We start from the raw sequence: 24056 nt of genomic DNA on the forward strand, positions 1-24056 counted from the left end.
TGATATGACCTCTAGAGAGGTGGCAATTGAAGTTGATGGCGTCGTTAAGAGCGCGATTTTTGAATGTGACCGAAAAATTATGGCTATGACTGTAACGATGCCAGATGGATTGGTAAAAAGTTACACCGCGACGGATTTATACTTTTGTCTGGGGATGGTTAGAAAAGATTTTCCGGATGTGAAATTTTTATGCAAGGGAGCCAAAATTAATGTGCACCCCTCGAGAATGTCTTCGCAAATGTCTGGTGGCGTAGTGGCCTACGAAGTTCGCTGGGGTGAGCCTGCGGATGATAATGACATAGTAAATATTTTCGACTATGAAGATCAAAATTTAACCAATGATATCGATGAGCAGGCAGATTATTACGAGCGATGGATGAGCTCTCTTTGACAGCCGATGGTTAGACTGCATAGCCAAAATCAATGCAACCCAATGTGGGAGCGAGCTTGCTCGCTCCCACAGGTTCATCGGTGATTCGCCGGTCGCTATTCGCCTCCAGCCATTAAAAAAACCACCCCTTTGGCACCGATAACATCGTTTCTCGGTCGCGCGGCTTTTCCCTATATTGGCCCTCAGATCCGGTGGATGGCTCAACATCCACCCCCTCAGTGTGAGTAGCCTCAATGAACAATAAACCTGACAGCACAGGGCTTGATAATGCGGGAGCAGGAACCCGGGCGGTTTGGGGTGGGGAGCAGGTCAGGCACCCCTACAACGCCACGCAAACCCCCATCGTGGCCAGCGCCGCGTACGGTTACGACGACATCGACGTCTGGTACGACGTCGCCTTGGGCAAGGCCCCCGGTTTTATTTACAGCCGCATGAGCAACCCGACCGTCGAGACCCTCGAAGCCAAGATTCGCGAGTTGGAAATGGCCGAGTCCGCCGTGGCCTTCAGCAGCGGCATGGCGGCGATCAGCAGCGTGCTCTACACCTTCCTGGCCCATGGCGATCGCGTGGTGTCGACCAAGGACAGTTACGGCGGCACCAACAAGATCTTCGAAGAGTTCCTGCCGCGCACCGGCGTGGCGGTGACCTTGTGCGAGACCTTCGATCACGACGATCTGGAGCGTGAAATCGCCAAGGGTTGCCAGGTGCTCTACCTGGAAACCCCCACCAACCCCACCCTGAAAATCCTCGACATCCCGCGCCTGGTGGCAGCGGCCAAGCGTGTCGGTGCCGTGGTCGTGGCCGATAACACCTTCGCCACGCCGCTGAACCAGAGCCCATTGGCCTTGGGGGTGGACGTGGTGATTCATAGCGCGACCAAGTTCCTCAGCGGCCATGGCGATGTGCTCGGTGGCCTGGTGTGTGGCAGCGAAGCCTTGATGGCCCAGGTGCGGCATTATCGGGAAATCAACGGCGCGAGCCTTGACCCGTTCTCGGCCTACCTGATCATCCGTGGCATGAAGACCCTGGCACTGCGCATGCGTCAGCAGCAACACAGCGCCCGGGCCCTGGCCGAATTTCTCTGCACCGAACCGTTGGTGGAGGCGGTGAATTATCCCGGCTTGCCCAGCCACCCGAACCACGCCGTGGCTTGCGCGCAGATGTCCGGTTTCGGCGCCATCGTCAGTTTTGTCCTGGTCGGTGGCATGGACACGGTCAAATTGCTGCTGCCACGCCTGCGCTTCGCCCATTGCGCGGGCAACCTGGGCGCGGTGGAAACCATCTACGGCCCGGCCCGTACCACCAGCCATGTCGAGAACACCTTGGAAGAACGCCTGGCCCTGGGCATCTCCGAAGGCTTGGTGCGGGTTTCGGTCGGCATCGAAGACACGGACGATCTATTGGACGATCTGAAACAGGCCTTCGCCTTCGTCAAAAAGACCCTCACCCCGCAACTCAATGAAGCCCCTATCGAGACCGCAAGCTGAAGTTTGAAAGTTGGTACCCCGCCACAAGGCTGTGAGTGGGGCGTTCATGAATAGGAATAATAATAAAGCTTAGTGGCGATGCACTTTTACTCTGCCCAATAACTTGTCGCGGACGTTAATGCGCGCCCTAACAACTTTCATGAGAACAACCATGTCCATAAAAGAACAACAACTTAATACGCGTGCCGGTTTTAAACAGGAAATGCAGACGCGCCATATTGTCATGTTGGCACTAGGCGGCGTCATCGGTACCGGGCTGTTTCTCACGTCCGGGTATACCGTCAACCAGGCCGGCCCCATGGGCGCGGTGATCGCCTACATCATTGGCGCGCTGATGGTCTACATGGTGATGATGTGCCTGGGGGAACTGGCGGTGCAGATGCCGGAAACCGGTTCGTTCAGCACCTACGCCACACGGTTTCTAGGCCCGGGCACCGGCTACACCGTGGCCTGGCTGTATTGGCTGACGTGGACGGTGGCCATCGGTTCCGAATTCACCGCTGCCGGCATCCTCATGTCGCGCTGGTTTCCCGACACACCGGTGTGGATCTGGAGCGCGCTGTTCGCCGGCGTGGTGTTCCTCTCCAACGTGATTTCGGTGCGTTTGTTCGCCGAGACCGAGTTCTGGTTGTCGTTGATCAAAGTGTTGACCGTGGTGGTGTTCCTGCTGATTGGCGGTGGCGCGATTCTTGGCCTGTTGAACATCGACCAGGCCCACAGCATCGGCTTGAGCAACTTCACCCGCGAAGGACTTTTTCCTACCGGTTTCATGCCGATTGCGATGACGCTGCTGGCGGTGTCCTTCGCGTTTTCCGGCACTGAACTGATCGGCATCGCCGCCGGTGAAACCAAGGACCCGCAACGCAATGTACCGCGGGCCATCCGCACCACGGTGCTGCGCCTGGCGGTGTTTTTCGTCGGGACCATTTTTGTCCTGGCGACACTGCTGCCCCGCGAGCAAGCCGGTCTGGTCGAAAGCCCCTTCGTCACAGTGTTCACCTACATCGGCATTCCGTACTCGGCCGACATCATGAACTTCGTGATCATCAGCGCCCTGTTGTCGGCGGCCAACTCCGGGTTGTACGCCGCCTCGCGGATGCTCTGGACCCTCAGCGACCAAGGCCACCTGCCCAAGCAGTTCTCGGCCCTGACCCGCATGGGCACGCCGCTCAACGCGATCATCGTCAGCATGGCCGGCGGCGCCGCTTCGTTGCTCAGCAGCGTGTTTGCCGCCGACACCATCTACCTGGCGCTGGTGTCGATTTCCGGCCTGGCCGTGGTGGTGGTGTGGATGAGCATCGCCGCGAGCCAGATCGCTTTCCGGCGTCACTATGTGGCCAACGGCGGCGACATTCGCAAACTCAAGTTCCGGGTTCGCGGCTATCCGTGGGTGCCGCTGGGGGCGCTGGTGTGCTGCAGCCTGGCGTGCATCGGGATCGCCTTCGACCCTGAACAACGGGTGGCGCTGTACTTCGGCTTGCCGTTCATCGCCTGGTGTTACTTCGTGTATTACATTACCCGCAAAAGCCGCGAGCGACGCTTGTCGGTTGCCTTCGTGGCACAACCGTCCGACGCGTTCTAAGGCGCGTCGACGGGGCGGGCAAACGTGCCCGGTGCGTGGGGGTCAACGAGGTCCAGATCATGAAGCAAAAAACGTTGCCCCCGTTGAATTGGCTGCGGGCATTCGAAGTGTCGGCCCGCTGCCTGAACTTCACCCACGCCGCCGACGAGCTGTTTTTGACCCAGGGCGCGGTCAGCCAGCAGATCCGCCAATTGGAAAGTCACCTGGGGGTGGCGCTGTTCAAGCGCTTGCCCCGTGGCCTGGGCCTGACCGAGGAGGGCCAGGCCTACCTGCCGGTGGTGCAGGACGCGATCACGCGACTGGCGGTGGGCACCAACGAGATCTTTGGCCAGCACAAGCGCCGGCCAATCAAGGTGCGCGGCAGCCTGGCGTTCTTCGTGCACTGGCTGGCACCGAAACTGGTGGATTTTCGCCAGGTGCATCCGCACGTCGACATCCGCTACATCAGCAACATCTGGGTCAAGGAACTGGACGGCGAGGACGACATGGAAATTCGCTGGGGCCACGGTCAATGGCCCGGCCTGGTGTCGCAACGCCTGACCTGGGACACCTTGTTCCCGGTGTGTTCGCCAGCCTTGATGACGACGCTGAAGGTGCCGGCGGACGTGGCCAAGCATCCATTGCTGCACGTGCTGGGCTACGAAGAGGGCTGGGGTTACTGGCTGAAAATGGTCGGTGCCGACTCGGTGGATTCCTCGACCGGCATGCAGTTCGACACGCTGGTCTGCACCTTGCGCATGGCTGAACTGGGGCAGGGCATCGCCCTGGCGCGGTCGTCGATGGTGAGTGACATGCTCGGCGACGGGCGCCTGGTCGAACCCTTCGCCCAGCGCATCGAGGCCAGCGAATCGTTTTACCTGGTGCGCAGTTCCGGGGCCGAGCAACACCCGGACGCGGCGCGGTTTTCCACCTGGCTGGTGGAGCAGGCGCATCGTTTCAAGTGAGCCGTTTCAAGTGAATATCCGGAGTTGACCATGCGCTATGTGAGTACCCGAAATTCAGCCGTGCAGGTCGATTTCGAAAAGGTTGTGCTGTCGGCCATCGCCGAGGACGGCGGGCTGTTCGTCCCCGTCGAACTGCCGCCGTTCGAACCCCAGGACATCGCCAACTGGTCGACACTGTCCTACGACGAACTGGCCTATCGAGTGATGCGTCCGTTCGTGGGCGAGGCGATCCCCGAGGCCGATTTCAAGCGGGTGCTCAAGGAGGCCGGCAGCCAGTTCAGCCATCGCTCCCTGGCGCCGTTGCATCAGGTGGATCGCAATGAGTGGGTCCTGGAATTGTTCCATGGGCCGACCCGCTCCTCGAAGGATTTTGCCGCGCAATTGCAGGCGCGGCTGGTGCAGTACTTTTTGCGCAAACGCGGGCGCCGTGCCGTGGTGGTCGGTGTCACCAACGGCGACACCGGCCTGGCCGCCATCGAGGCCTTCAAGCACTGCGACGAGACCGATGTGGTGGTGATTTATCCTGAGGCCGGTGTACCGCAAGACCAGCTTCAAGACCTGCAAGCGACGGCCCATCCGCGGGTTCATCAAGTGGCCGTCGATGGCAGTTTTGATGACTGCCAGACCCTGGTCACCCAATTGTTCCGACAGCATGAGGCGATCAGTTTCAATTCCAGCAACTGGGTCAGCGTCATGGCGCAGTTGGTGTTTTATTTCCATGCCGTGCTGCAACTGGGCGGCGGTCAGCGGCCCATCGGTTTCAGCGTGCCGGCGGCGAGCTTTGCCGAAGTCTATGCCGGCTACATCGCGCAGAAGATGGGCTTGCCCATCACGCAGATGATTGTTGCGACCAATCAGAATGACGCGCTGCATCAGTTCTTTTTGAAGAACCATTACTCGCGATTGCGCGCCAGCAAGACCCTGTCGCCGGCCATGGATTTGTCGATTTTTTCCAACCTGGAGCGGTTTCTCTGGGAGCTCTATGGGCACGACGACCAGGCCGTGAGCGCACTGATGCACACCTTCGAAACCCACGGCGAAATGACCATCGCCAACGAGTTCTGGCTACAGGCGCGGATGATCATCGACTCGTACGCGGTCAGCGATGAGCAGACGCTGGAGGAAATCACCTCGCTGCATCGCGACACCGGCTACGTCATCGACCCCCACACCGCCACCGGCGTGCTCGCGGCGCGCTTGTATCGGCGCAGCCTGGTGGCGCCGATGGTGACCTTGGGCGAGATCTCCCCGGTCAAATCGGCGGTGTTGCTCGACGAGTTGGGGATCCACATCGCGGCGCGACAACGCCCGGTTTCCGAGCATGGCCCGGCGCAGATTCATCGCCTCCAGCCGGACGACCTCGGTGCCCTCCATCAACTGCTCGGCGCCCTGTAACCGGAGGCCCCATGAAGCGAATTCTCGACCCCCTCGACGAACGCATCATCGCCGAACTGCGCCTCAACGCCCGCGCCGCCCACGCCGAACTGGCGGCCAAGGTCAACCTCTCGCGCAACGCCGTGCGCCAACGCATCGAACGCCTCGAACGCGACGGCGCGATCCAGGGCTACACCGTGCGCACCGGGGAGGGCGCGCAAGCGTCGTCGAACATCAACGCGGTGATCTTCGTCTACCGCTACGACCGCATGCGCGGTGCCGAGGTGTTGCAAGCGTTGCAGGCCATGCCGGAAGTGCTGCAGTGCGATGTGATGAGTGGCGAGTTCGATCTGATGCTGCGGGTGGGCGCGGCGAACCCGGAGCGGGTGCATAAAGTGTGGAAAGAGATCTCGGCGTTGCCGGGGGTGGAGAACACCGTGACGTCGTTCGTGCTGTCATCGGTGGTCTAGGCGCGCTATCCGCTGCTGATGCCCGCAGACGCCCCAGCCACCACAACCCCCGTGGCGAGGGAGCTTGCTCCCGCTGGGCTGCGAAGCAGCCCCAATCCGATTGACCGCAATCTACCTGACCCACCGCGCTGGCCAATTCCAGGGGCTGCTGCGCAGCCCAGCGGGAGCAAGCTCCCTCGCCACAAGAGCGGCCGGCGGTGCGCCAGCCAAGCAGGTGGATTTCCTGACACCAATGGACCAGGCACCGAGAAAACCTGTGGGAGCGAGCTTGCTCGCGATAGCGGTACACCAGCCACCATCGATGTACCTGACCTGGCCCCATCGCGAGCAAGCTCGCACACAGGAGGAATGTGCCCAACCACCACAACCCCCGTGGCGAGGGAGCTTGCTCCCGCTGGGCTGCGAAGCAGCCCCAACCCGATTGACCGCAATCTACCTGACCCACCGCGCTGGCCAATTGCAGGGGCCGCTGCGCAGCCCAACGGGAGCAAGCTCCCTCGCCACAAGAGCGGCCGGCGGCGCATCAGCCAAGCAGGTGCATGCCCAGCACCAATAGACCAAGCACTGGAAAACCTGTGGGAGCGAGCTTGCTCGCGATAGCGGTACACCAGCCACCATCGATGTACCTGACCTGGCCCCATCGCGAGCATGCTCGCACACAGGAGGAATGTGCCCAACCACCACAACCCCCGTGGCGAGGGAGCTTGCTCCCGCTGGGCTGCGAAGCAGCCCCAACCCGATTGACCGCAATCTACCTGACCCACCGCAGAGGCCAACTCCAGGGGCCGCTGCGCAGCCCAACGGGAGCAAGCTCCCTCGCCACAAGAGCGGCCGGCGGTGCATCAGCCAAGCAGGTGCATGCCCAGCACCGATAGACCAAGCACTGAAAAAAACTGTGGGACCGAGCTTGCTCGCGATAGCAGTACACCAGCCGCAACTGATGTACCTGACCTGGCCCCATCGCGATCAAGCTCGCTCCCACAGGGGAATGTGCCTGGCCAGTGGAACAAGCATGCTTACCGCTTTGCCCACCCCCTGGTCAAAACGCCCAAAAAATAGAGCAAATTGGCATATTTCACTGCCCAGCCCACCCCCCTAACCTAGATCCCAACAACCTCATCACCCGGATCAAGGACATAACAAAAATGACTGAATACAAACTGGCGCTGGTCGGCTTCGGCGGTGTGAACCGGGCATTGGCTCAACTGATTGCCGAGCGCAACCAGCAGTGGAAAACCAACCTCGGCTTCACCCTGAAAATCGTCGGCGTGACCGACCTGTTCCTCGGTTCGGTGATGGACCGCCACGGCCTCGACGCCGCGTCGCTGGCCAAACTGCCAACCACCCAAGGCGCCATGGCTCAACTGCCCGGCGGCACCGTCGACGCCCTCAACGAAGCCGTGATCAAAGACTGCGGCGCCGACATCATCGCCGAAGCCACCTTCACCAACCCGGTGGACGGCGAGCCCGCCACCTCGTTCTGCCGCTGGGCCCTGGAGCGCGGCAAGCACGTGGTCACCACTAACAAAGGCCCCATCGCCCTGCACGGCGCCGAACTCAAAGCCCTGGCCCAGCGCAACAACGTCGCCTTCGAATACGAAGGTTCGGTCATGAGCGGCACCCCCGTCATTCGCCTCGCCAAACAATCCCTGGCCGGCAGCTCGATCACCGGTTTCGAAGGCATCCTCAACGGCACCTCCAACTTCGTCCTCACCTGCATGGAAGGCGGATCGGGATTTGCCGAAGCAGTCAAAAAAGCCCAGGAACTGGGCTACGCCGAAGCCGACCCAACGGCGGATGTCGAAGGCCATGACGTGCGCCTCAAAGTCGTCATCCTTGCCAACGAACTGCTGGACGCCAAGCTCACCGTCAACGACGTCACCTGCCGCGGCATCTCCGCCCTCAGCCTCGCCGACATCGAAAAAGCCCGCCACGACGGCGCCCGCTGGAAACTCATCGGCGCCGCCAGCCGCAACGCCGACGGCTCCATCAGCGCCAGCGTCGAACCGCGCCTGCTGAGCAACGACCACCCACTGGCGAGTGTGAGCGGCGCCACCAACGCCGTGTCGTTCACCTCGGAACTGCTCGGCGCCGTCACCGTCTCGGGCCCCGGCGCCGGCCGCACCGAAACCGCCTTCGCGCTGCTGTCGGACATCATTCACATCCACCAATCGGCAACCCGCAAACAGGAGCACAACCTGTGAACGTATCGCGCCTGGCCCTGGCGGTCGTCGAACCGCACATCGAAGTCCTCAACCCATTTGATGGCAGCATCGTCGGCACCGTCGCCGACGTGTGCGCCTCGGAAGTCCCGCAACTGCTCGAGACTGGACGCAGCGGCGTAAAAGCCTGCGCCGCGCTCCCCCGTCATCGCCGCGCTAGCATCCTCGAACACGCGGCACTGAACATCGAACGCGACGCCAAAGCCTTCACCCGGCTGATCGTCGACGAAGCCGGCAAGACCCTCAAACAGGCCGAAAAAGAAGTCAAACGCTGCGTCAACACCCTCAAACTCTCCGCCGAAGAAGCCAAGCGCAACGCCGGCGAAATCGTGCCATTCGACGCCTACGAAGGCGCCGAATCGCGCCAGGGCTGGTTCACCCGCGAACCCCTGGGCCTGATCGTCGCCATCACCCCCTACAACGACCCGCTGAACCTGGTCGCCCACAAACTCGGCCCGGCCATTGCCGGCGGCAACGCCGTCATCCTGAAACCGTCCGAGCTGGCGCCGTTGTCGGCGCTCAAATTGGTCTCGTACCTGGTCGCCGCCGGCCTGCCTGAATCCGTGGTCACCGTCGCCACCGGCGGCGCGGAACTGGGCAAAGCCCTGGTCGCCGCCCGCGACGTGCGAATGATCTCCTTCACCGGCGGCTTCGTCACCGGCGAACAAATCGCCCGCACCGCCGGCCTGAAAAAACTCGCCATGGACCTCGGCGGCAACGCCCCGGTCATCGTCATGACCGACTGCAACCTCGACGCCGCCGTCGACAGCTGCCTCTCCGGCGCCTTCTGGGCCGCCGGGCAAAACTGCATCGGCACCCAACGCCTGCTCATCCACGCCCCGATCTACGCCGCCTTCCGCGAACGCTTCGTCCACCAGGCCCAAGCCCTCGTCGTCGGCAACCCACTGCTCGCCCACACCGACATCGGCCCGATGATCACCCACCAAGCCGCGCAAAACGCCGAACACGTGGTGAACGAAGCCCTGCAAGAAGGCGCCACCTTACTCTGCGGCCACCGCCGCCAAGGCGCCTGCTACGCCGCGACCGTATTGGAGAATGTCGATCATTCCAGCCGACTCTGGCGCCATGAAGCCTTCGCCCCGGTGGTGGTGTTGCAGCCGTTCGACACGTTCGATGAAGCCATTGCGTTGGCTAACGAACCTGAATACGCCCTTCACGCCGGGATCTTTACCAACGACCTCAGCACCGCGATGAGCGCTGCACGGCGGATCGAGGCGGGCGGCGTGATGATCAACGACTCTTCGGATTTTCGGTTCGATGCGATGCCGTTTGGTGGTTCCAAGTACGGCAGTTTGGGCAGGGAAGGGGTGCGGTTTGCGTATGAGGAAATGACCCAGCCGAAGGTGGTTTGTTTGAATACGTTGGAATAACAGGTCAGGTCGTTGGCCTCGGGCAGGTTTGGTCACCTGCCCGATGCTTTTCTGCACAAACCACACAGCCACCGCATACCCTGTGGGAGATTCTATGGTGCAGGACTACCCCCTAAATGCCTTTCGGTAAGTATTCGCTCTGGTTCTTCAGCAGGGCGAATACCACTCGGGCAAGCTTGCGGGCCAGTGCCACTAATGCTTCGGTTGTGCTGAGTCCCCGGGCCCTTAGTGCCTCATAAAAACCCTTCCATGCCGCTGTGCGCCTTGCCGACATCGCGGCGTTATGCATCAATCGACGGGCCTCTGGGTCACCTCGCTTAGACAGGCAGCGGCGTCCCTTCTTTTTCCCTGAGTCCGATATACGCAGGTCTAGGCCCAGAAAAGCGATGAAGGCATCGGCATTTCTGAAATCCCCACGCTGAAACGACGTGAGCAAACGGGCACCGTTCAACAGGCCAATGCCTTCGACTTTCATGCAACGCTTGAGCTGAGCGCCCAAGCCAGCGGCTTCCAACTGCGTCTGGATTGTTTTCTCGAGCAAGATCTCCAGTCGTTGCATGGCTTTTATCTGGTTCTCAAAGGCCCTTTTGAGCAACGGTTCGTTGGACCAACTTTGCTTGAGGCTGACACGCGCCTGGACCAAGGCTGCCCGACGTCGGAAGAGGCTTATAAGCCGGCAATACAAGGGCGATGGCGGGGTCCACGGGTGCAACTGGTGGCCTTCGTTGTTCAAGTAGCGAGCCAACAACCGAGCATCCAGCGCATCGGTTTTAGCGCGAACTTTCACACCTTTGCGGTAATGGCTGAGCTCGTAGCCGCCGATCATGTAGATCACACAGCCTTTCGCATAAGCCAGGTCGGCGAATTCCTGATGATAGATATTGGTGGCTTCGATGGCGACATCCACTGGCGCGGACAACTCCTTGAGCCACTTTTTGATCGCTGCCTTGGTGTTGGGGATCGCTTCCAGTCGATCTGTTTCTGCGTGATAAATCACCAACTCATCTTTGGCGACATCAACACCCACGATCGGCTTTGCGACAGAAACCGGCATTGCCATTGAAAATCCTCCGGGCTAAGGTTTGAACACTTGAAGGGTTCACCCAGAGGCGCAGGCTTGTTCCTATCGTCGGTCTAGGCCAGATGCATTCTTTATCGGCGCTTGGGTGAAAGGAGGAGGGGTGAAATCTCCCACGGTCTGTACTGCGGCTAACAGTCAGAATCGAGCTTTGTCCCTCCTCCTCCCTTCAAGTCCTACCATACAAGCGAGCTTGCTCGCGATAGCGATACACCCGTCACCCTCAGAACCGCTGACTCCCCGCCTTGTTGAGCTTTGCGCGCGACGCCCAAGCTCAGTCGACCAATCCCTCTATGCATTACTTCCACCTGTTGCCAGTTACGCAAGCTTTCCACTGCATAGCGGCCAAGAGCACCGAGCGTGACGGCAACGTCGTCGATCTTCCCACGAACTAACTTCTGCAAACGCTCAAGGCTGAAACGTATCAGCTTCAAGAAAAAACCAAATTATGCACAAATGCATTTTTTTGCTTGACCCGCATGCATGAGCCTATATAAGGTGGCCTCACTGTATGCGCATCCAGTACTTCTAAAGCATCATTTATTTGAATCCATTCATGGACGAGGTATTACCTTATGAAAACCACCACTGAAAAATTCGGTGTAACCCCCCATCAACCCAGCCTCTGGACCCGCGCTGATGCGCTGAAAGTCCGGGCGGACGATCCCACCACCACGCAGCCGCTGGTCAGCGCGGATTTCCCGGTACTGAACAACGACGTGTTCATCTGGGACACCATGCCCCTGCGCGACTTGGACGGTAACGTGACGTCCGTCGATGGCTGGTCGGTGATCTTCACCCTGACGGCCGATCGTCATCCAAACGACCCGGCGTACCTTGATGAGGACGGCAACTACGACATCCTCCGCGATTGGAACGATCGTCACGGTCGAGCAAAGATGTACTACTGGTTTTCTCGTACCGGCAAGAACTGGGAATTCGGTGGCCGCGTGATGGCCGAAGGCGTTTCGCCGACCGCTCGCGAATGGGCCGGCACCCCGATTCTGTTGAACGACCGAGGTGAAGTGGACCTGTATTACACCGCCGTCACCCCAGGCGCGACCATCGTCAAGGTGCGCGGTCGGGTCGTGACCACTGAACATGGTGTCAGCATGGTCGGCTTCGAGAAGGTCAAGCCGCTGTTCGAGGCCGACGGCAAGATGTACCAGACCGAAGCCCAAAACGCCTTCTGGGGTTTCCGCGACCCATGGCCTTTCCGCGACCCGAAAGATGGCAAGCTGTACATGCTGTTCGAGGGCAACGTGGCCGGTGAGCGCGGCTCGCACAAAGTGGGCGAGGCCGAAATCGGCGACGTGCCACCGGGTTATGAAGATGTCGGCAACTCGCGCTTCCAGACCGCCTGCGTTGGCATCGCCGTGGCCCGCGACGCAGACGGTGACGACTGGGAAATGTTGCCGCCACTGCTGACCGCCGTGGGCGTCAACGACCAGACCGAACGCCCGCACTTCGTGTTCCAGGATGGCAAGTACTACCTGTTCACGATCAGCCACACCTTCACCTACGCCGACGGTGTGACCGGGCCGGACGGCGTGTACGGTTTCGTCGCGGACTCGCTGTTCGGCCCCTACGTGCCGCTCAACGGTTCCGGCCTGGTGCTGGGCAACCCGTCCTCCCAGCCATTCCAGACCTACTCGCACTACGTGATGCCAAACGGCCTGGTGACCTCCTTTATCGACAGCGTACCGACCGACGAAACCGGCACGCAGATTCGTGTGGGTGGCACCGAGGCGCCAACGGTGGGCATGAAAATAAAAGGGCAGCAGACGTTTGTGGTGGCCGAGTACGACTATGGGTACATTCCGCCGATGCTCGACGTTACGCTTAAGTAATAGCAATACAGGGGTTTCAGGCAGCGGGTTTGAGGTCGATGACAAAACCGTTGTGGATATGATCGAGATATCCCGCTTGATTCATTGCGATGTTGGTCGCGAGCCCCGTTGAACAACGAGGAGTAACACTGCTTCGCGACTGGCTGCATGGATGCAGCCGGTCGCGAATGCATTTCCCTGCGACGTATGTACACAAGCGCCTCTGTGGGAGCGAGCTTGCTCGCGATAGCGGTGCATCCGCAACATTCCGGCCAGTTGTTTATCGTGACTCCACGAGACTAGCCGCGACCGACATCGCCTTGCGCCATTGCCTACAACTACGCCAGAATCCGCCGGCTTGTGCGTCTTGGGTCACGTCGGTAGTTTGGGTCCTGTCACTGCTCATCAGTGATCGGGTTTAGTCGCCCAGGGTGAAACAGGTTGTGCAAGGCGTCATCCAGTCAGGATTCCCATCCTGCACTTGATGGTGGCTGTGCGCAGGGCGTCCTCGGACGCGCCGGTTTCTTGTTTCCCCGGTCGACTAACCTGCGTACAGCTGCCTCCCATCGTTTAGTCGCGAGAGGGTGATGGCTCCAACTACAGGAAGCAAGACAATGGCAAAAGATACTCCGAACCCCCCTGATACGAACGAACACGTCTCCCGTGCTCAGTCTGCCCGCAACAAGAAAATCGACGACGCTGCCACGCGAGCGTTGGATTACTACCTGAAGCCTAAGCCTAAGAGCGAAACGTCTGACAAGTCGGACTCCATTTTACGGATTGACCCTGGGGTTGATTCTGAGTGTTTGCTTGCCAATCTCAGTGAAAACCTGGCTTCGGCCAATGCCATGATCAATGATTTGGCATTTGGTCTTGAGGGAACACGACGGCATTTTGCGTTGGGGATTTTGCAGGTGATTGAGGTGAGTGAGCTGTTGGCGAATCGGGCTTTGGATATTGTTGAGGTAAGGTAGAGCGGGGCGTTAACTGCCTTCTGGCGTAAAAAAGGTCTTGCTTGGCAAGACCTTTTTTACGGGGGGCTTGAAATAGCGGCGACATGTAAATGTATGCACTTTAAAGATTAGTCCATCCTATTCTCAGTTATAGGGATTCAATAGTGATCCCTTCCTTGTAATTCGTTTTTTCGCGGTAAGCGATGACGTAGCCCGGAAGAGCTGTGATTTGCCAGTTGGGGCCGAGCGCTGTCTTGACCCTCCGAAGAATGTTCAAAACAGTGTCCGAGTCGTTGGGTAGATGCACCTGTGCGGCGACTAGGTCAGGATGTGGGCTTTTTGATTTAGCAGTTTCGCCTTCAAATCTAATATTGTAAGCAAGCTGCTCCTTTAGCTGGCTTAGCACTTCTGCTGCTGAGGCCATTCCATTTTTTGTGCCCAGATCAACTACCAAATCGAGATCAATGGGGTAGCTCTTATCGAAATGACCAGCTTTAAGTACTGTATGGTCACGGTTTCGGCCCGGGTCATTAGAGCCGAAGCCGCTAAGATTCCAGATTGGTGGGGTAAGCCCATTCTTGTAGTGTTTGATCAGCAGCTCTTCGAGATCCATTGCTGTGAATACAAAGACCCGCACAGCCTTGAATCCGATGGTGTCATGAGAAAGGTTGCGTCGTGATTGAATCTTATTTGCGTGACGTAGCAATCGCGCACGAAGCCCTGCTTGAGCATCGGTTTTCCCGATGTATACCAGCGATCCATTAAAAAAAAGCTGATATACGCCTTGGGCGTCATCAATACTTTGGACAGTGGCTGCATCTAGGGGCCCTTCGGGCATGTCGTCGAATAGCTTCACTAGCTGGCTAAGTAGCGCAGATGGTAGGTCGAATTCCAATTCTTCGAAGCATTGACGAGTAGGCATAAGCTCTCCATGTTTCGAGAGATTATGCCTATTTCTTTTGTGTATCGAAAGGTTGCTAGCCTTGTCCTGCTAATGCCGCAGCTACAGATGAAGCTACGACCTCAGCTAACCGAACCGGTACGGCATTTCCTAGTTGCTTCATCGTGTCGGACCACGATCCGTGGAAAACATAGTCGTCCGGGAATGTCTGGATCCTTGCTGCCTCCCGAACGGTGAAGTAGCGTACGCTGCCATCGGTACGAACTAGCATGTTTTCGCCGCCAGGGACGCCATGATTACCCGCCTTTAGGGTTTTGGCTGGCTCATCTAAAGGGCTGCCAGTATGACCTGGATATGACCTGGCGCCAGGGTTGAATGTGTGGTTTGGCACCGGCAGCAGAGTTGGTTGCTCCGGGTCCGGAAGGCCTGCGATTGCGTCTCGCACCGTCGTCCATCGACGCAGCCTAGCCCGAGTTTCCAAAGACGCTGCTAGTAGAGATATGCGCTTGGCAAGTTTCTCTGGAGGGCGAGGCCTACCGCGTGACCGTATTCTGTGCTCTTCCCAATATGTACCTGTGACCCATTTTGAGATGAGCAGCTCATCTTCGGAGTGCGTAGGCTCAGGAAAGGACCATTGAATCCCTAAGTCAGCCCTGAACCCTACGAGGAATACCCGTTCTCGCTTTTGAGGAACACCGTAGTCGGCAGCGTTCAGAAGTCGAAACACCACGTGATAGGTGGGTTTCACTTTTCCTGATGTGTGCAGCCCTTCCAGGCGCGAAAGATGTTCGGTCCAAGTTTCGCCATGTCGTCTAGCAATTTCTGGGTAGCTGAGCTGAAGGTAAACGTATTCAAAGTAGCTAGCGAAGCTCTGACGTAAGAGTCCTTTTACATTTTCGAAAATGAAAGCGCGTGGCTTGGTCTCACGAACTGCCTGAACTGCTGTGGGGAACATGTCCCTTTCATCCAGGTTGCCTGCGTGTTTTCCACCAAGAGAGAAAGGCTGGCAAGGTGGGCCGCCGGAGATTACCTCTACGCCACCGGCGTATGGTGTGAAATCGAATGTCCGCGCATCCCCTTCATAAAGAAGGAAATCCTGACCCGCCTCGACGTAGTGAGCCTGGTTGTCGCGAATGGTTTGGCAGGCATCGTCATTCCATTCAATAACGGCCGAATGCTGGAAACCCGCCCGGGTCATGCCCATGGCAAGCCCGCCTGCGCCAGCAAATAATTCGATGCTACTCATTCGGGTCCTCGATGGTCTGGCTGAAGGCAAGAGGGGCCTGAGGGCTTCCGCCAAATTTGCCTTCTACCCCAGCGCCCCGTGGCTTCTTGGGCGCGATATCAATGCGCGAAAGCGCTTTTTTGAAGTCCAATTGGTATTCCGCCATCTCTGCCATCAAGGCTGCTATGACTGCTAGATGAGATGGGACTCCACCGCGTATAGAGCAGTTTGTGATCGAGTTAGGGTTCATTCCCAGTAACCCGGCAAACTCTTTTACGCTGATAGCGGCCTTCCCTAGCTGGCGTTGAAATTCTTCATAGGTCATGGCGGCGTAGGATACAGGTAATCAGCAGGAATCACACATTTATATTCTTGTAGCACATTAATATGTGTGTTGCGTGTTCTGTCAGTTTTCCGGCTGATCGGGTGCCTTACTTAAGCTCGGCGGCAGTGCTTGTGTCTGTAGGAAATGAGGCGCTGCCTTCGAAAACAAAATGCCCTTTGGCGTGGCCAGCGTCATAAGCAACCTCCGCCCCGGATAGGTAGATCACAAGTGGTCTGGTCTAGGCGGGGCGAAGGTGACAAGCGCTGCTATTGCTGAGACCCGAAATGCGTTCTTCCATGAAAGCGCTATCCTTTGCGAACAGCTTTGTTTTGATGGCAACATGCCATTTAACTATGTCCCACCACGGAAAGAGGGTATGTATGAGTCTTTATCCACGTCTCAGGGATCGCAGGGGAGATGATGAGCTTTTACAGCAGTGCGTCGAGAGCGTTGTTGATCAGCTAGACACCGCTGATGATCCAAATCGACCAGGCATGCTTCTGGGGAAAATCCAATCCGGTAAAACACGTGCGTTCCTTGGCGTCATTGCAAGGGCTTTTGACCGTGGGTATGACATTGCCATCGTCCTGACGAAGGGTACTAAAACTCTTGCAAAGCAAACGGTTAAACGGATTGGTCTGGATTTTAAAGAGTTCATAGAACAGGATGAAATTTTTCTGTTTGATATTATGTCCGCGCCAGATCGGCTGACTAACTCTGAGCTGCGCAGGAAGATCGTTATTGTCGCAAAGAAACAGTCGCAAAATCTCGCTAGAATTGAAGATTTATTTAATGCCTATTCCTCGTTGAAGCAGAGAAGGGTGTTGTTGGTTGATGATGAGGCGGATATGGCTAGCGTCAGGTTTTCCAAGAAAAAAGGAAGCCGTGAAGTCGCTCAAGGAACAATAGCTAGCCAAATGGATGCACTTCGTGCGGGCTTGTCTCGAATTTCTTTCCTTCAAGTTACAGCTACGCCGTATGCTCTTTATCTTCAGCCTGAAAGTTATGAGCAGGTTAATGAATCGCAAGAAGTCTTTTACCCTAAAAGGCCAATGTTTACTGAGGTTTTGCCTATTCATGGGGCATATATAGGAGGTGATGCCTATTTTGGCGGGCATGGGCCTGAAGATCCGAGGCACTATTTATTTATTGAGGTTGATGAGAAAGAGCATGATGCGCTAAGGTCAAGTGATGGGCGGGTGATCAGAAGTGACCGACTTTGGATAAGTGAAAATATTAAAACATTAAGGCTGAGTCTGATTACATTTATATTGGCGGTGGCCATACGTCGTGAGCAACAACAAGAATTGGACCTTCCGCTGTTGAAATATGCAATGATTATTCATAATGATACACAGCGGGCTGCGCATAGTTGGCAGTGGGATACAGTTCTAAAGTTAATAACGGTGTTTGAAGACGCTGCAGTGAGCGCTGACGAAAGGCTGAAAGCATTATTTGACGAGGCTTATGCGGACTTGAAAAGATCTGTGCATGCAAATCGAGGGCATTTACCTACTTCTCGAAAAGCCTTTAAAGCAGTATGCGAGCTTATTTCTGACGGGGAAGTGAACGTACAAAAAGTTAACTCCGATGTTGAACTTGAGTCTTTGCTAAATCAGGAGACTGCTGAGTTGCAGCTTCGGACAAAGGTTAATATCTTTATTGGGGGGAGTATCCTGGATCGTGGTATAACAGTGCCTAATCTCTTGGCATTTTATTACGGTAGAAATCCCAAGCGAATGCAAGCAGATACGGTGCTTCAGCACTCCCGTATGTATGGGGCTAGGCCAATCGCTGATTTGGCAGTAACTCGATTCTATACTTCACAAGGGGTCTACGCTCGCTTAGGTGTTATCCATGATTTGGAGACTGCTCTTCGGCAGGCCTTTGAGGGTGGCGCTCATGATAGGGGGGTTGTATTCATTCAGCGTAACGCGCAAGGCGGAGTTATTCCGTGTTCTCCAAGCAAAGTCTCATTAAGTGATCTAGTCGCGATTCGGCCGAACGTGATGCACCTTCCCATTAATTTTGACACAGTTGCTCAGTCAAAGCTGAATGTGGTCATGAAAAAAATTGAGGCATTAATACCTTTAGGTTGTGTAGGGACCAAAGTTTTTGTGAAGGTTCCTTTGGTGCAAGCACTTGAGCTAATTGATCTTATATCTAAAACTCTTGTGTCGGATGGCCGTAGCCCTTTTGATTGGGAGGCTATGAAGGGGTTGCTTGAATATTATGTAAGCAAGGCTGATGAAAAAGATCAGTATGTGCTGATAATGGCTGAAAAAGGTAGGCGTCTATCGAAGGATAAGTCGGGAGATCGCTCGGGCCTTTCTATTCTAGGTACTGATGAGTTTCGGAAAATAGCGCTGGCTCCGACTCGAAGGGCTCCAGCTATTATTCTTCTTAAACAGGAGGGTACTCCTGCGCTGGGTTGGAAGGCTGGGCCGTTTTGGTGGCCAATGCTTGCGAGTCCTCCGCAGGCTAAGGCTTGTGTTTTTGCAACAAAATACCCCGTTAGTCAGGCGTAAGTGAGGTGCGGAGTTTTTTGAGACTCCGCATTATTTAGTCTAGGGGGGGAAGTCACTCGGGCAGTATTCCAAGATTGGTTGTTTGGGTTGGAGCCTTATTGGTGATTGGCTATTGGTAGATGTTTATGATTGATACTGTGAGCTCGGCGAAGCGAAGCCACATAATGTCGCTCGTGAAAGGAAAAAATACGCGTCCAGAGATGACTGTGCGTCGTGTTTTGCATGCGGCAGGGTTTCGTTATCGGTTGCACGACAATAGTTTGCCGGGAAAGCCAGACATAGTTTTCGCCAAGAAGCGAAAGGTGATTTTTGTGCATGGCTGTTTTTGGCATAGGCATGTCGGATGTCATCTATGCAGGATGCCAAAAACAAATCAGCTGTTTTGGAGTGAAAAATTTGAAGCGAACGTTATTAGAGATAGTTTAAATAATGATCTCTTGATAGCGAGTGGATGGAGCGTACTTACAGTTTGGGAGTGCGAAATATCCGATTTAGAGCATCTCGAAAAGCGTCTTCGTGATTTTTTGAGTTGATTTGGTTTTTGTAGGCGCCAAGTTATGTTTGCGAAATGTTTGCGAAATGTTTGCGAAATGTTTGCGACAGTTTGCCTGTATTTTTCCGCCCTCTGGGTTCCAGACTTGATTCTCCGCTGGACTCTAGAAATGGCGGATGGAAAAAGAAGGCTAAACCCTGATCTAGTGAGGCTCTAACGGATTTCAGTAGATGAGAGTTTGTTTCAAAAAGACATTAAAAAGCCGGCTTATGGCCGGCTTCTCGTTGACTAACTCAGTTCGTTTTTGACAAACCTCACCAGCCTTCAAAACGTACATCCGGCTCTTGCGGCCGGCTGTGGGACTTGGTCAGAAAGTGATCTGCCTTGTCGGTGCGAGGCGTGGGCTCGCAAATGTGGGGCGGAGGATACGCGGGTTTTCGGCAGAATCCCAGTGGTAAGTGGCGTGGAATCATTGGGTTAGGGGGATTCAGGGTGAAAAGCAGGGGCTGCTGCGCAGCCCAGCGGGAGCAAGCTCCCTCGCCACAAAAGCTCCTCACCATAAAGCTCCTCGGCACGAGGCGCTTTGCCTGTTTGCCCGTTCGGGTGAGTTAGTCGCACACCGGCGGTCTCTGTTTGTTGAGGGTGGACCACCAGAACACCCAGCCGATCACCCGTATGTTCTGCGCGTCGATCTGTTCGGCGCTGAAGACTTCGTCCGGGTAAGCCGCGCTGTTGTGGCTGCGCAGGCGCAGGCGGTTGCCGGGGATGCGGTGCAGGTATTTGATGCGGAGCATGCCGTCGTGTTCGAGGGCGTAGATTTGGCCGTCGACGATTTGGGTCAGGCCGCGGTCGATGGCGAGGGTGGAGCCGTCGGCGATGCGTTCGGCCATGCTGTCGCCGACCATGGTGGTGCAGATGGCGTCACTGGGGTTTATTTCCAGGGAGTCGAGGTGGCTGCGGGGTAGGCGGATGGATTGGTCGGGGATTTCGGTGATGTGGGTTTTGGTTTCGCCGGGGGCGATGGGGACTTCCTTGTAGAAGGGCAGTTCAATGTCCGTGGGTTCCACCACGCTGTAGACGCCTTGGACTTCGGCGGCGTCGTAGGTGGTGCCGGGGCCCAGGCCCAAAGGGGTTTGTGGGCCTTCGCCGTGGGCGAGCCATTCTGGGCTGACGGTCAGCAGGCTGGCGATGCTGTGGATGCGCCGGGGTGGGATGCCACGGTTGAACCAGTTGTTTACGTGCTGGGATTTCACGCCGTATAACTTCGCGAAGTCGGCGGAGCGAATATGGGCTTCTTTTAGAAGGGCTCTGAAGCGGTCGCCACTGGAGATCTTTTTCATAAACGGAAAGTTTAGGGGCGACGATGTTTTCGGCAATAAACAAGTCGTGCAAATATATAAGACGATCTTTCCGTTTGCAGGATTTGAAAGGCGCGGGCTAAACGCAGTTAAACAGTGTTAATACGATTTTGTATTAAGAACCATTAAGACATAAAAAAACCCCGGGGCAAACCGGGGTTCTTTATCAAGTTTGTTTCAGCCTTTGTAGGCGGCAACCGACTTGGTGATCGCTTCGCGGGCGGCGTCTGCACCGGCCCAGCCTTCGATCTTGACCCACTTGCCTTTTTCGAGATCTTTGTAGTTCGCGAAGAAGTGCTCGATCTGCTGGATCAGCAGCGGTGGCAGGTCGGTGTATTCCTTCACGTCGACGTACAGTTGCGACAGTTTGTCGTGTGGCACTGCGATGACTTTGGCATCGCCGCCGCCGTCGTCGGTCATGTTCAGGATGCCGACTGGACGGGCGCGGATGACCGAGCCTGGGGCAACCGGGTAAGGGGTCACGACCAGCACGTCGAGGGGGTCGCCGTCGTCGGCCAGGGTGTTGGGGATGTAACCGTAGTTGGCCGGGTAGAACATGGGGGTGGCCATGAAACGGTCAACGAACAGGCAATCGCTGTCTTTGTCGATTTCGTATTTGATCGGGGCGTGGTTGGCCGGGATTTCGATCGCGACGTAGATGTCGTTCGGCAGGTCTTTGCCAGCCGGAATCTTGCTGTAGCTCATTGGGCGGTGCCCCCGTTAGTTGACCAAATGACTGGTCGGATTGACCAAAAAGTGGCGGCGATTATAGGCATATTCGGCCGCTGATGCCACGTTACCAGGGTCGTAGAGACCTTAGTATGACGCCTGATAGACCGGATCTTCGGCCTGAAGTTGCCGCAGCCGGGCCAAAGGATCCTGGCGGTAGAAGGCCTTGAGCTGTTCATAGACCTTTGGATAGGCCTGGTGCAGCAGGTCTGGGGCGCTGAAGAAGTATTCGCTGGTGACGGCGAAGAACTCCGCGGGGTTTTCCGCGGCGTAGGGGTCGATGAGGGGTTGTGTGTTTGGATGCTGGTCCAGTTGGCGGTCGAGGTCGTCGAAGGCCTGTTGCATGGCGTCGGCCCAGTCGCTGACGCGCATGCCGGCGTGCAGGGGCGGCAGGCCGTTGGCGTCGCCGTTGAGCATGTCGAGTTTGTGCGCCAGTTCGTGGATCACCAGGTTGTAGCCGTCCCAGCCTCCGCTGGCCATCACGCCGTCCCAGGCCAGGATGATCGGGCCTTGGGGCCAGGCTTCGCCGCTGTGTTCGCCGTCCCATTCGTGCTCGATGCCGCTGGCGTCGCGGTAGCGTTGGGGGCTGAGGAAGTCGTCGGGGTAGAGGACGATTTCGTGGAAGCCCTGGTACCAGTTCAAGTCGCCCAGGTGCATCAGCGGCAGTTGGGCCTGGGCGGCGAGGAGCAGGCGTTGTTCCTGGTGCAGTTCGACGCCGGGCAGGGCGGTGAGGTGTTTATCGTGCAGGAACAGCACGCAGGCTTCCCGCAGCCACTGGTCCTCGGCGGCGCTGATGCCGTCGAGGAAGCTCAGTTGATGGCGCACCCGTTGCCAGGTTTCCTCGGGGACGGGGTGTTTGGCGAGGGTGCGCTGGCGGCGCCAGTTGCTCAGGGACCACATGGGCGATCAGGCTTTCGAAGCGCGTTGGCTCAGTTTGCTGCGCACCAGGCTGATGATCATCGGCAGCAGCGACACCAGGATGATGCCCACCACCAGCAACGACAGGTTCTGCTTGATGAACGGCACGTTGCCGAAGAAGTAGCCGAGGGTCACCAAGCCGCCGACCCAGAGGACGGTGCCGAGGACGCTGAAGCCGAAGAAGCGCAGGTAATTCATTTTGCCGACGCCGGCGACGAAGGGGGCGAAGGTGCGGATGATCGGCAGGAAGCGCGCCAGGGTCACGGTTTTGCCGCCGTGCTTGTCGTAGAAGTCGTGGGTTTGCTGCAGGTAGTCGCGGCGGAAGATTTTCGAGTTGGGGTTGCTGAACAGTTTTTCGCCAGCGGTGCGGCCGATGAGGTAGTTGGTGCTGTCGCCGAGGATGGCCGCGAGCATCAGCAGGCCGCCCAGCAGCAGCGGGTCCATGGCGCCACCGGCGGCGACGGCGCCGGCGATGAACAGCAGGGAGTCGCCGGGCAGGAAGGGTGTGACCACCAGGCCGGTTTCACAGAAGATCACCAGGAACAGGATGGCGTAGACCCAGGTTCCGTAGTTGGTCACCAGCATGTCGAGATAGACGTCGAGGTGCAGGATGAGGTCGAGGGGATTGAAATCCATGCATAACACCTGTGGTGGTGGCCTGGCTCGGCAGGCTTTGGGTCGGGCTTGGAGTGGCTACAGAGTGTGTAGCTTTTTCTTACAAGCCGTGAAGAGCGGCATTATACGGGGTGAAGGGCGGGGAGCGGGGTGAGTTTGTAGCTGGGGATTTCGGTGGTGTTGGGGGTGGAGGGCAGGGATGTTGGTGTGCAGATGTTCTGTGGTGAGGGATCAGGATGGTTTTGTGGCTGGTTGAAGGCTCTTGTGGCGAGGGAGCTTGCTCCCGCTGGGGCGCGAAGCGGCCCTAAAGCAGGCGACGCGGTCGGTCTGATACACCGCGTGCTTAGGTTTTTGGGGCTGCTGCGCAGCCCAGCGGGAGCAAGCTCCCTCGCCACAGGGTTGGTGGTGTGTCAGGGGGATGGGTGTGGGTTGGTTTTTGTGGTGAGGGGATTTATCCCCGTTGGGGCGCGGAGCGGTCCTGAATCAGCCGGCTCGGACAATCTGATGCACCGCGTGCTTAGGTTTTGGGGCTGCTGCGCAGCCCAGCGGGAGCAAGCTCCCTCGCCACAGGGTTGGGGGTGTGTCAGGGGGATGGGTGTGGGTTGGTTTTTGTGGTGAGGGGATTTATCCCCGTTGGGGCGCGGAGTGGCCCTGAGGTAGGCGACGCGGTCAATCTGATGCTCCGCGTGCTTAGGTTTTGGGGCTGCTGCGCAGCCCAGCGGGAGCAAGCTCCCTCGCCACAGGGGGGGCTTGCTGCACGCTGAGGGTCAGATGCTTTCGCTGATCGGCAGCACGTAGTTCTTGAACTCGGTGTCTTCCTTGAAGCCGATCGATTCGTAGGTTTTCTGCGCCACTTCGTTGTTGCTGCTGGTGGAGACGCGCATGCGCACGGCGTTGGTTTCCTTGGCCATTTTTTTTGCGGTGCGGATCAGGTTGTCGGCCACCAGTTGGCGGCGGGCGTCTTCGGCGACGTAGATGTCGTTGAGGATCCACACGCGCTTGAGCGACAGCGACGAGAAGCTCGGGTAGAGCTGGCAAAAGCCCAGCAGCTTGTTGTCGTCGTCATCGGGCAAGGCCAGGTAGATCACCGATTCCTTGCGGCGCAGGCGCTTTTCAAGGAAGGCTCGGGACGAGTCCGGGTAGGGCAGGGAGCCGTAGAATTCCCGGTATTTGACGAACAATGGGGTCAGCAGGTCCAGGTGTTCCAGGGTCGCTTGGATAATCCGCATGGTAGGTCTCGTCT

The 24056-nt window shown here is 57.3% G+C and carries 21 protein-coding genes; 12 read left to right on the plus strand and 9 right to left on the minus strand.

Annotated elements, in window-relative coordinates; all coding sequences use genetic code 11:
* The first annotated feature begins 4 nt into the window (after positions 1-4).
* The 8 genes from TK06_RS24750 (at position 5) to TK06_RS24785 (ending at position 9861) form a co-directional block, all read left to right on the plus strand.
* Positions 5-391, plus strand: coding sequence for a hypothetical protein (locus TK06_RS24750; protein WP_063324196.1), 387 nt, complete (start codon positions 5-7; stop codon positions 389-391).
* Positions 392-624: 233 nt separating this feature from the next.
* Entirely contained in the window at positions 625-1878 is a 1254-nt protein-coding gene (locus TK06_RS24755) for a cystathionine gamma-synthase family protein (protein WP_063324197.1), read from the plus strand.
* A 151-nt stretch (positions 1879-2029) separates the two neighbouring features.
* Positions 2030-3460, plus strand: a complete 1431-nt coding sequence (locus TK06_RS24760) for an amino acid permease (protein ID WP_063324198.1) — start codon at positions 2030-2032, stop codon at positions 3458-3460.
* Between the two features lie 59 nt (positions 3461-3519).
* A complete protein-coding gene (locus tag TK06_RS24765) occupies positions 3520-4404 on the plus strand; it encodes a LysR substrate-binding domain-containing protein (protein WP_063324199.1) in 885 nt (294 codons plus the stop codon).
* A 30-nt stretch (positions 4405-4434) separates the two neighbouring features.
* Positions 4435-5799 carry a threonine synthase gene (gene thrC / locus TK06_RS24770; RefSeq protein WP_063324200.1) on the plus strand — a complete coding sequence of 455 codons (1365 nt, stop codon included), beginning with the start codon at positions 4435-4437 and terminating at the stop codon, positions 5797-5799.
* Positions 5800-5810: 11 nt separating this feature from the next.
* Positions 5811-6248 carry an Lrp/AsnC family transcriptional regulator gene (locus tag TK06_RS24775; RefSeq protein ID WP_053125728.1) on the plus strand — a complete coding sequence of 146 codons (438 nt, stop codon included), beginning with the start codon at positions 5811-5813 and terminating at the stop codon, positions 6246-6248.
* A 1145-nt stretch (positions 6249-7393) separates the two neighbouring features.
* Complete coding sequence (locus TK06_RS24780; RefSeq protein ID WP_063324201.1) at positions 7394-8452, plus strand: homoserine dehydrogenase; 1059 nt, start codon at positions 7394-7396, stop codon at positions 8450-8452.
* Complete coding sequence (locus tag TK06_RS24785) at positions 8449-9861, plus strand: aldehyde dehydrogenase family protein (RefSeq protein WP_063324202.1); 1413 nt, start codon at positions 8449-8451, stop codon at positions 9859-9861. Before TK06_RS24780 ends, TK06_RS24785 begins: the two co-directional genes overlap by 4 nt.
* Positions 9862-9973: 112 nt before the next feature.
* On the opposite strand, the gene TK06_RS24790 is transcribed toward TK06_RS24785, so the two are convergent.
* The gene (locus TK06_RS24790; RefSeq protein ID WP_063320545.1) at positions 9974-10921 is read right to left on the minus strand and encodes an IS110 family transposase; all 948 of its coding nucleotides are present in this window, start codon (positions 10919-10921) and stop codon (positions 9974-9976) included.
* 593 nt (positions 10922-11514) lie between these two features.
* Between TK06_RS24790 and TK06_RS24795 the strand changes: the two genes are divergently transcribed.
* Both TK06_RS24795 and TK06_RS24800 read left to right on the plus strand, forming a co-directional pair.
* The gene (locus tag TK06_RS24795; protein ID WP_063324203.1) at positions 11515-12789 is read left to right on the plus strand and encodes a glycoside hydrolase family 68 protein; all 1275 of its coding nucleotides are present in this window, start codon (positions 11515-11517) and stop codon (positions 12787-12789) included.
* A gap of 593 nt (positions 12790-13382) precedes the next feature.
* Positions 13383-13742: a DUF6124 family protein gene (locus tag TK06_RS24800; RefSeq protein ID WP_063324204.1), complete on the plus strand. Its 360-nt coding sequence runs from the start codon at positions 13383-13385 to the stop codon at positions 13740-13742.
* A gap of 127 nt (positions 13743-13869) precedes the next feature.
* On the opposite strand, the gene TK06_RS24805 is transcribed toward TK06_RS24800, so the two are convergent.
* From TK06_RS24805 to TK06_RS24810, 3 genes are read right to left on the minus strand one after another with little or no spacing between them, the layout of a single operon-like run.
* Positions 13870-14643, minus strand: a complete 774-nt coding sequence (locus tag TK06_RS24805) for a GIY-YIG nuclease family protein (protein ID WP_063324205.1) — start codon at positions 14641-14643, stop codon at positions 13870-13872.
* 55 nt (positions 14644-14698) lie between these two features.
* Positions 14699-15868 (minus strand): DNA cytosine methyltransferase, encoded by a 1170-nt coding sequence (locus TK06_RS31265; RefSeq protein ID WP_072345454.1) that lies wholly within the window; start codon positions 15866-15868, stop codon positions 14699-14701.
* Positions 15861-16172: a hypothetical protein gene (locus TK06_RS24810; RefSeq protein ID WP_063324206.1), complete on the minus strand. Its 312-nt coding sequence runs from the start codon at positions 16170-16172 to the stop codon at positions 15861-15863. Before TK06_RS24810 ends, TK06_RS31265 begins: the two co-directional genes overlap by 8 nt.
* A 380-nt stretch (positions 16173-16552) precedes the next feature.
* On the opposite strand from TK06_RS24810, the gene TK06_RS24815 reads away from it, so the two are divergent.
* Together TK06_RS24815 and TK06_RS31270 are read left to right on the plus strand one after the other, a co-directional pair.
* Positions 16553-18700, plus strand: coding sequence for a Z1 domain-containing protein (locus TK06_RS24815; protein ID WP_063324207.1), 2148 nt, complete (start codon positions 16553-16555; stop codon positions 18698-18700).
* A 125-nt stretch (positions 18701-18825) separates the two neighbouring features.
* Positions 18826-19233 carry a very short patch repair endonuclease gene (locus TK06_RS31270; RefSeq protein ID WP_072345482.1) on the plus strand — a complete coding sequence of 136 codons (408 nt, stop codon included), beginning with the start codon at positions 18826-18828 and terminating at the stop codon, positions 19231-19233.
* Between the two features lie 568 nt (positions 19234-19801).
* On the opposite strand, the gene TK06_RS24820 is transcribed toward TK06_RS31270, so the two are convergent.
* The 5 genes from TK06_RS24820 to TK06_RS24840 form a co-directional block, all read right to left on the minus strand.
* Complete coding sequence (locus TK06_RS24820) at positions 19802-20533, minus strand: LexA family transcriptional regulator (protein WP_063324208.1); 732 nt, start codon at positions 20531-20533, stop codon at positions 19802-19804.
* 195 nt (positions 20534-20728) lie between these two features.
* Entirely contained in the window at positions 20729-21256 is a 528-nt protein-coding gene (gene ppa / locus TK06_RS24825; RefSeq protein ID WP_003205933.1) for an inorganic diphosphatase, read from the minus strand.
* A gap of 111 nt (positions 21257-21367) precedes the next feature.
* Entirely contained in the window at positions 21368-22180 is an 813-nt protein-coding gene (locus tag TK06_RS24830) for a zinc-dependent peptidase (protein ID WP_063324209.1), read from the minus strand.
* A 6-nt stretch (positions 22181-22186) separates the two neighbouring features.
* Complete coding sequence (locus TK06_RS24835; protein ID WP_063324210.1) at positions 22187-22834, minus strand: DedA family protein; 648 nt, start codon at positions 22832-22834, stop codon at positions 22187-22189.
* A 746-nt stretch (positions 22835-23580) separates the two neighbouring features.
* Positions 23581-24042 (minus strand): GNAT family N-acetyltransferase, encoded by a 462-nt coding sequence (locus tag TK06_RS24840; protein ID WP_063324211.1) that lies wholly within the window; start codon positions 24040-24042, stop codon positions 23581-23583.
* Positions 24043-24056: the final 14 nt, after the last annotated feature.

This window comes from Pseudomonas fluorescens (genome assembly GCF_001623525.1).
Lineage (GTDB): Bacteria > Pseudomonadota > Gammaproteobacteria > Pseudomonadales > Pseudomonadaceae > Aquipseudomonas > Aquipseudomonas fluorescens_Q.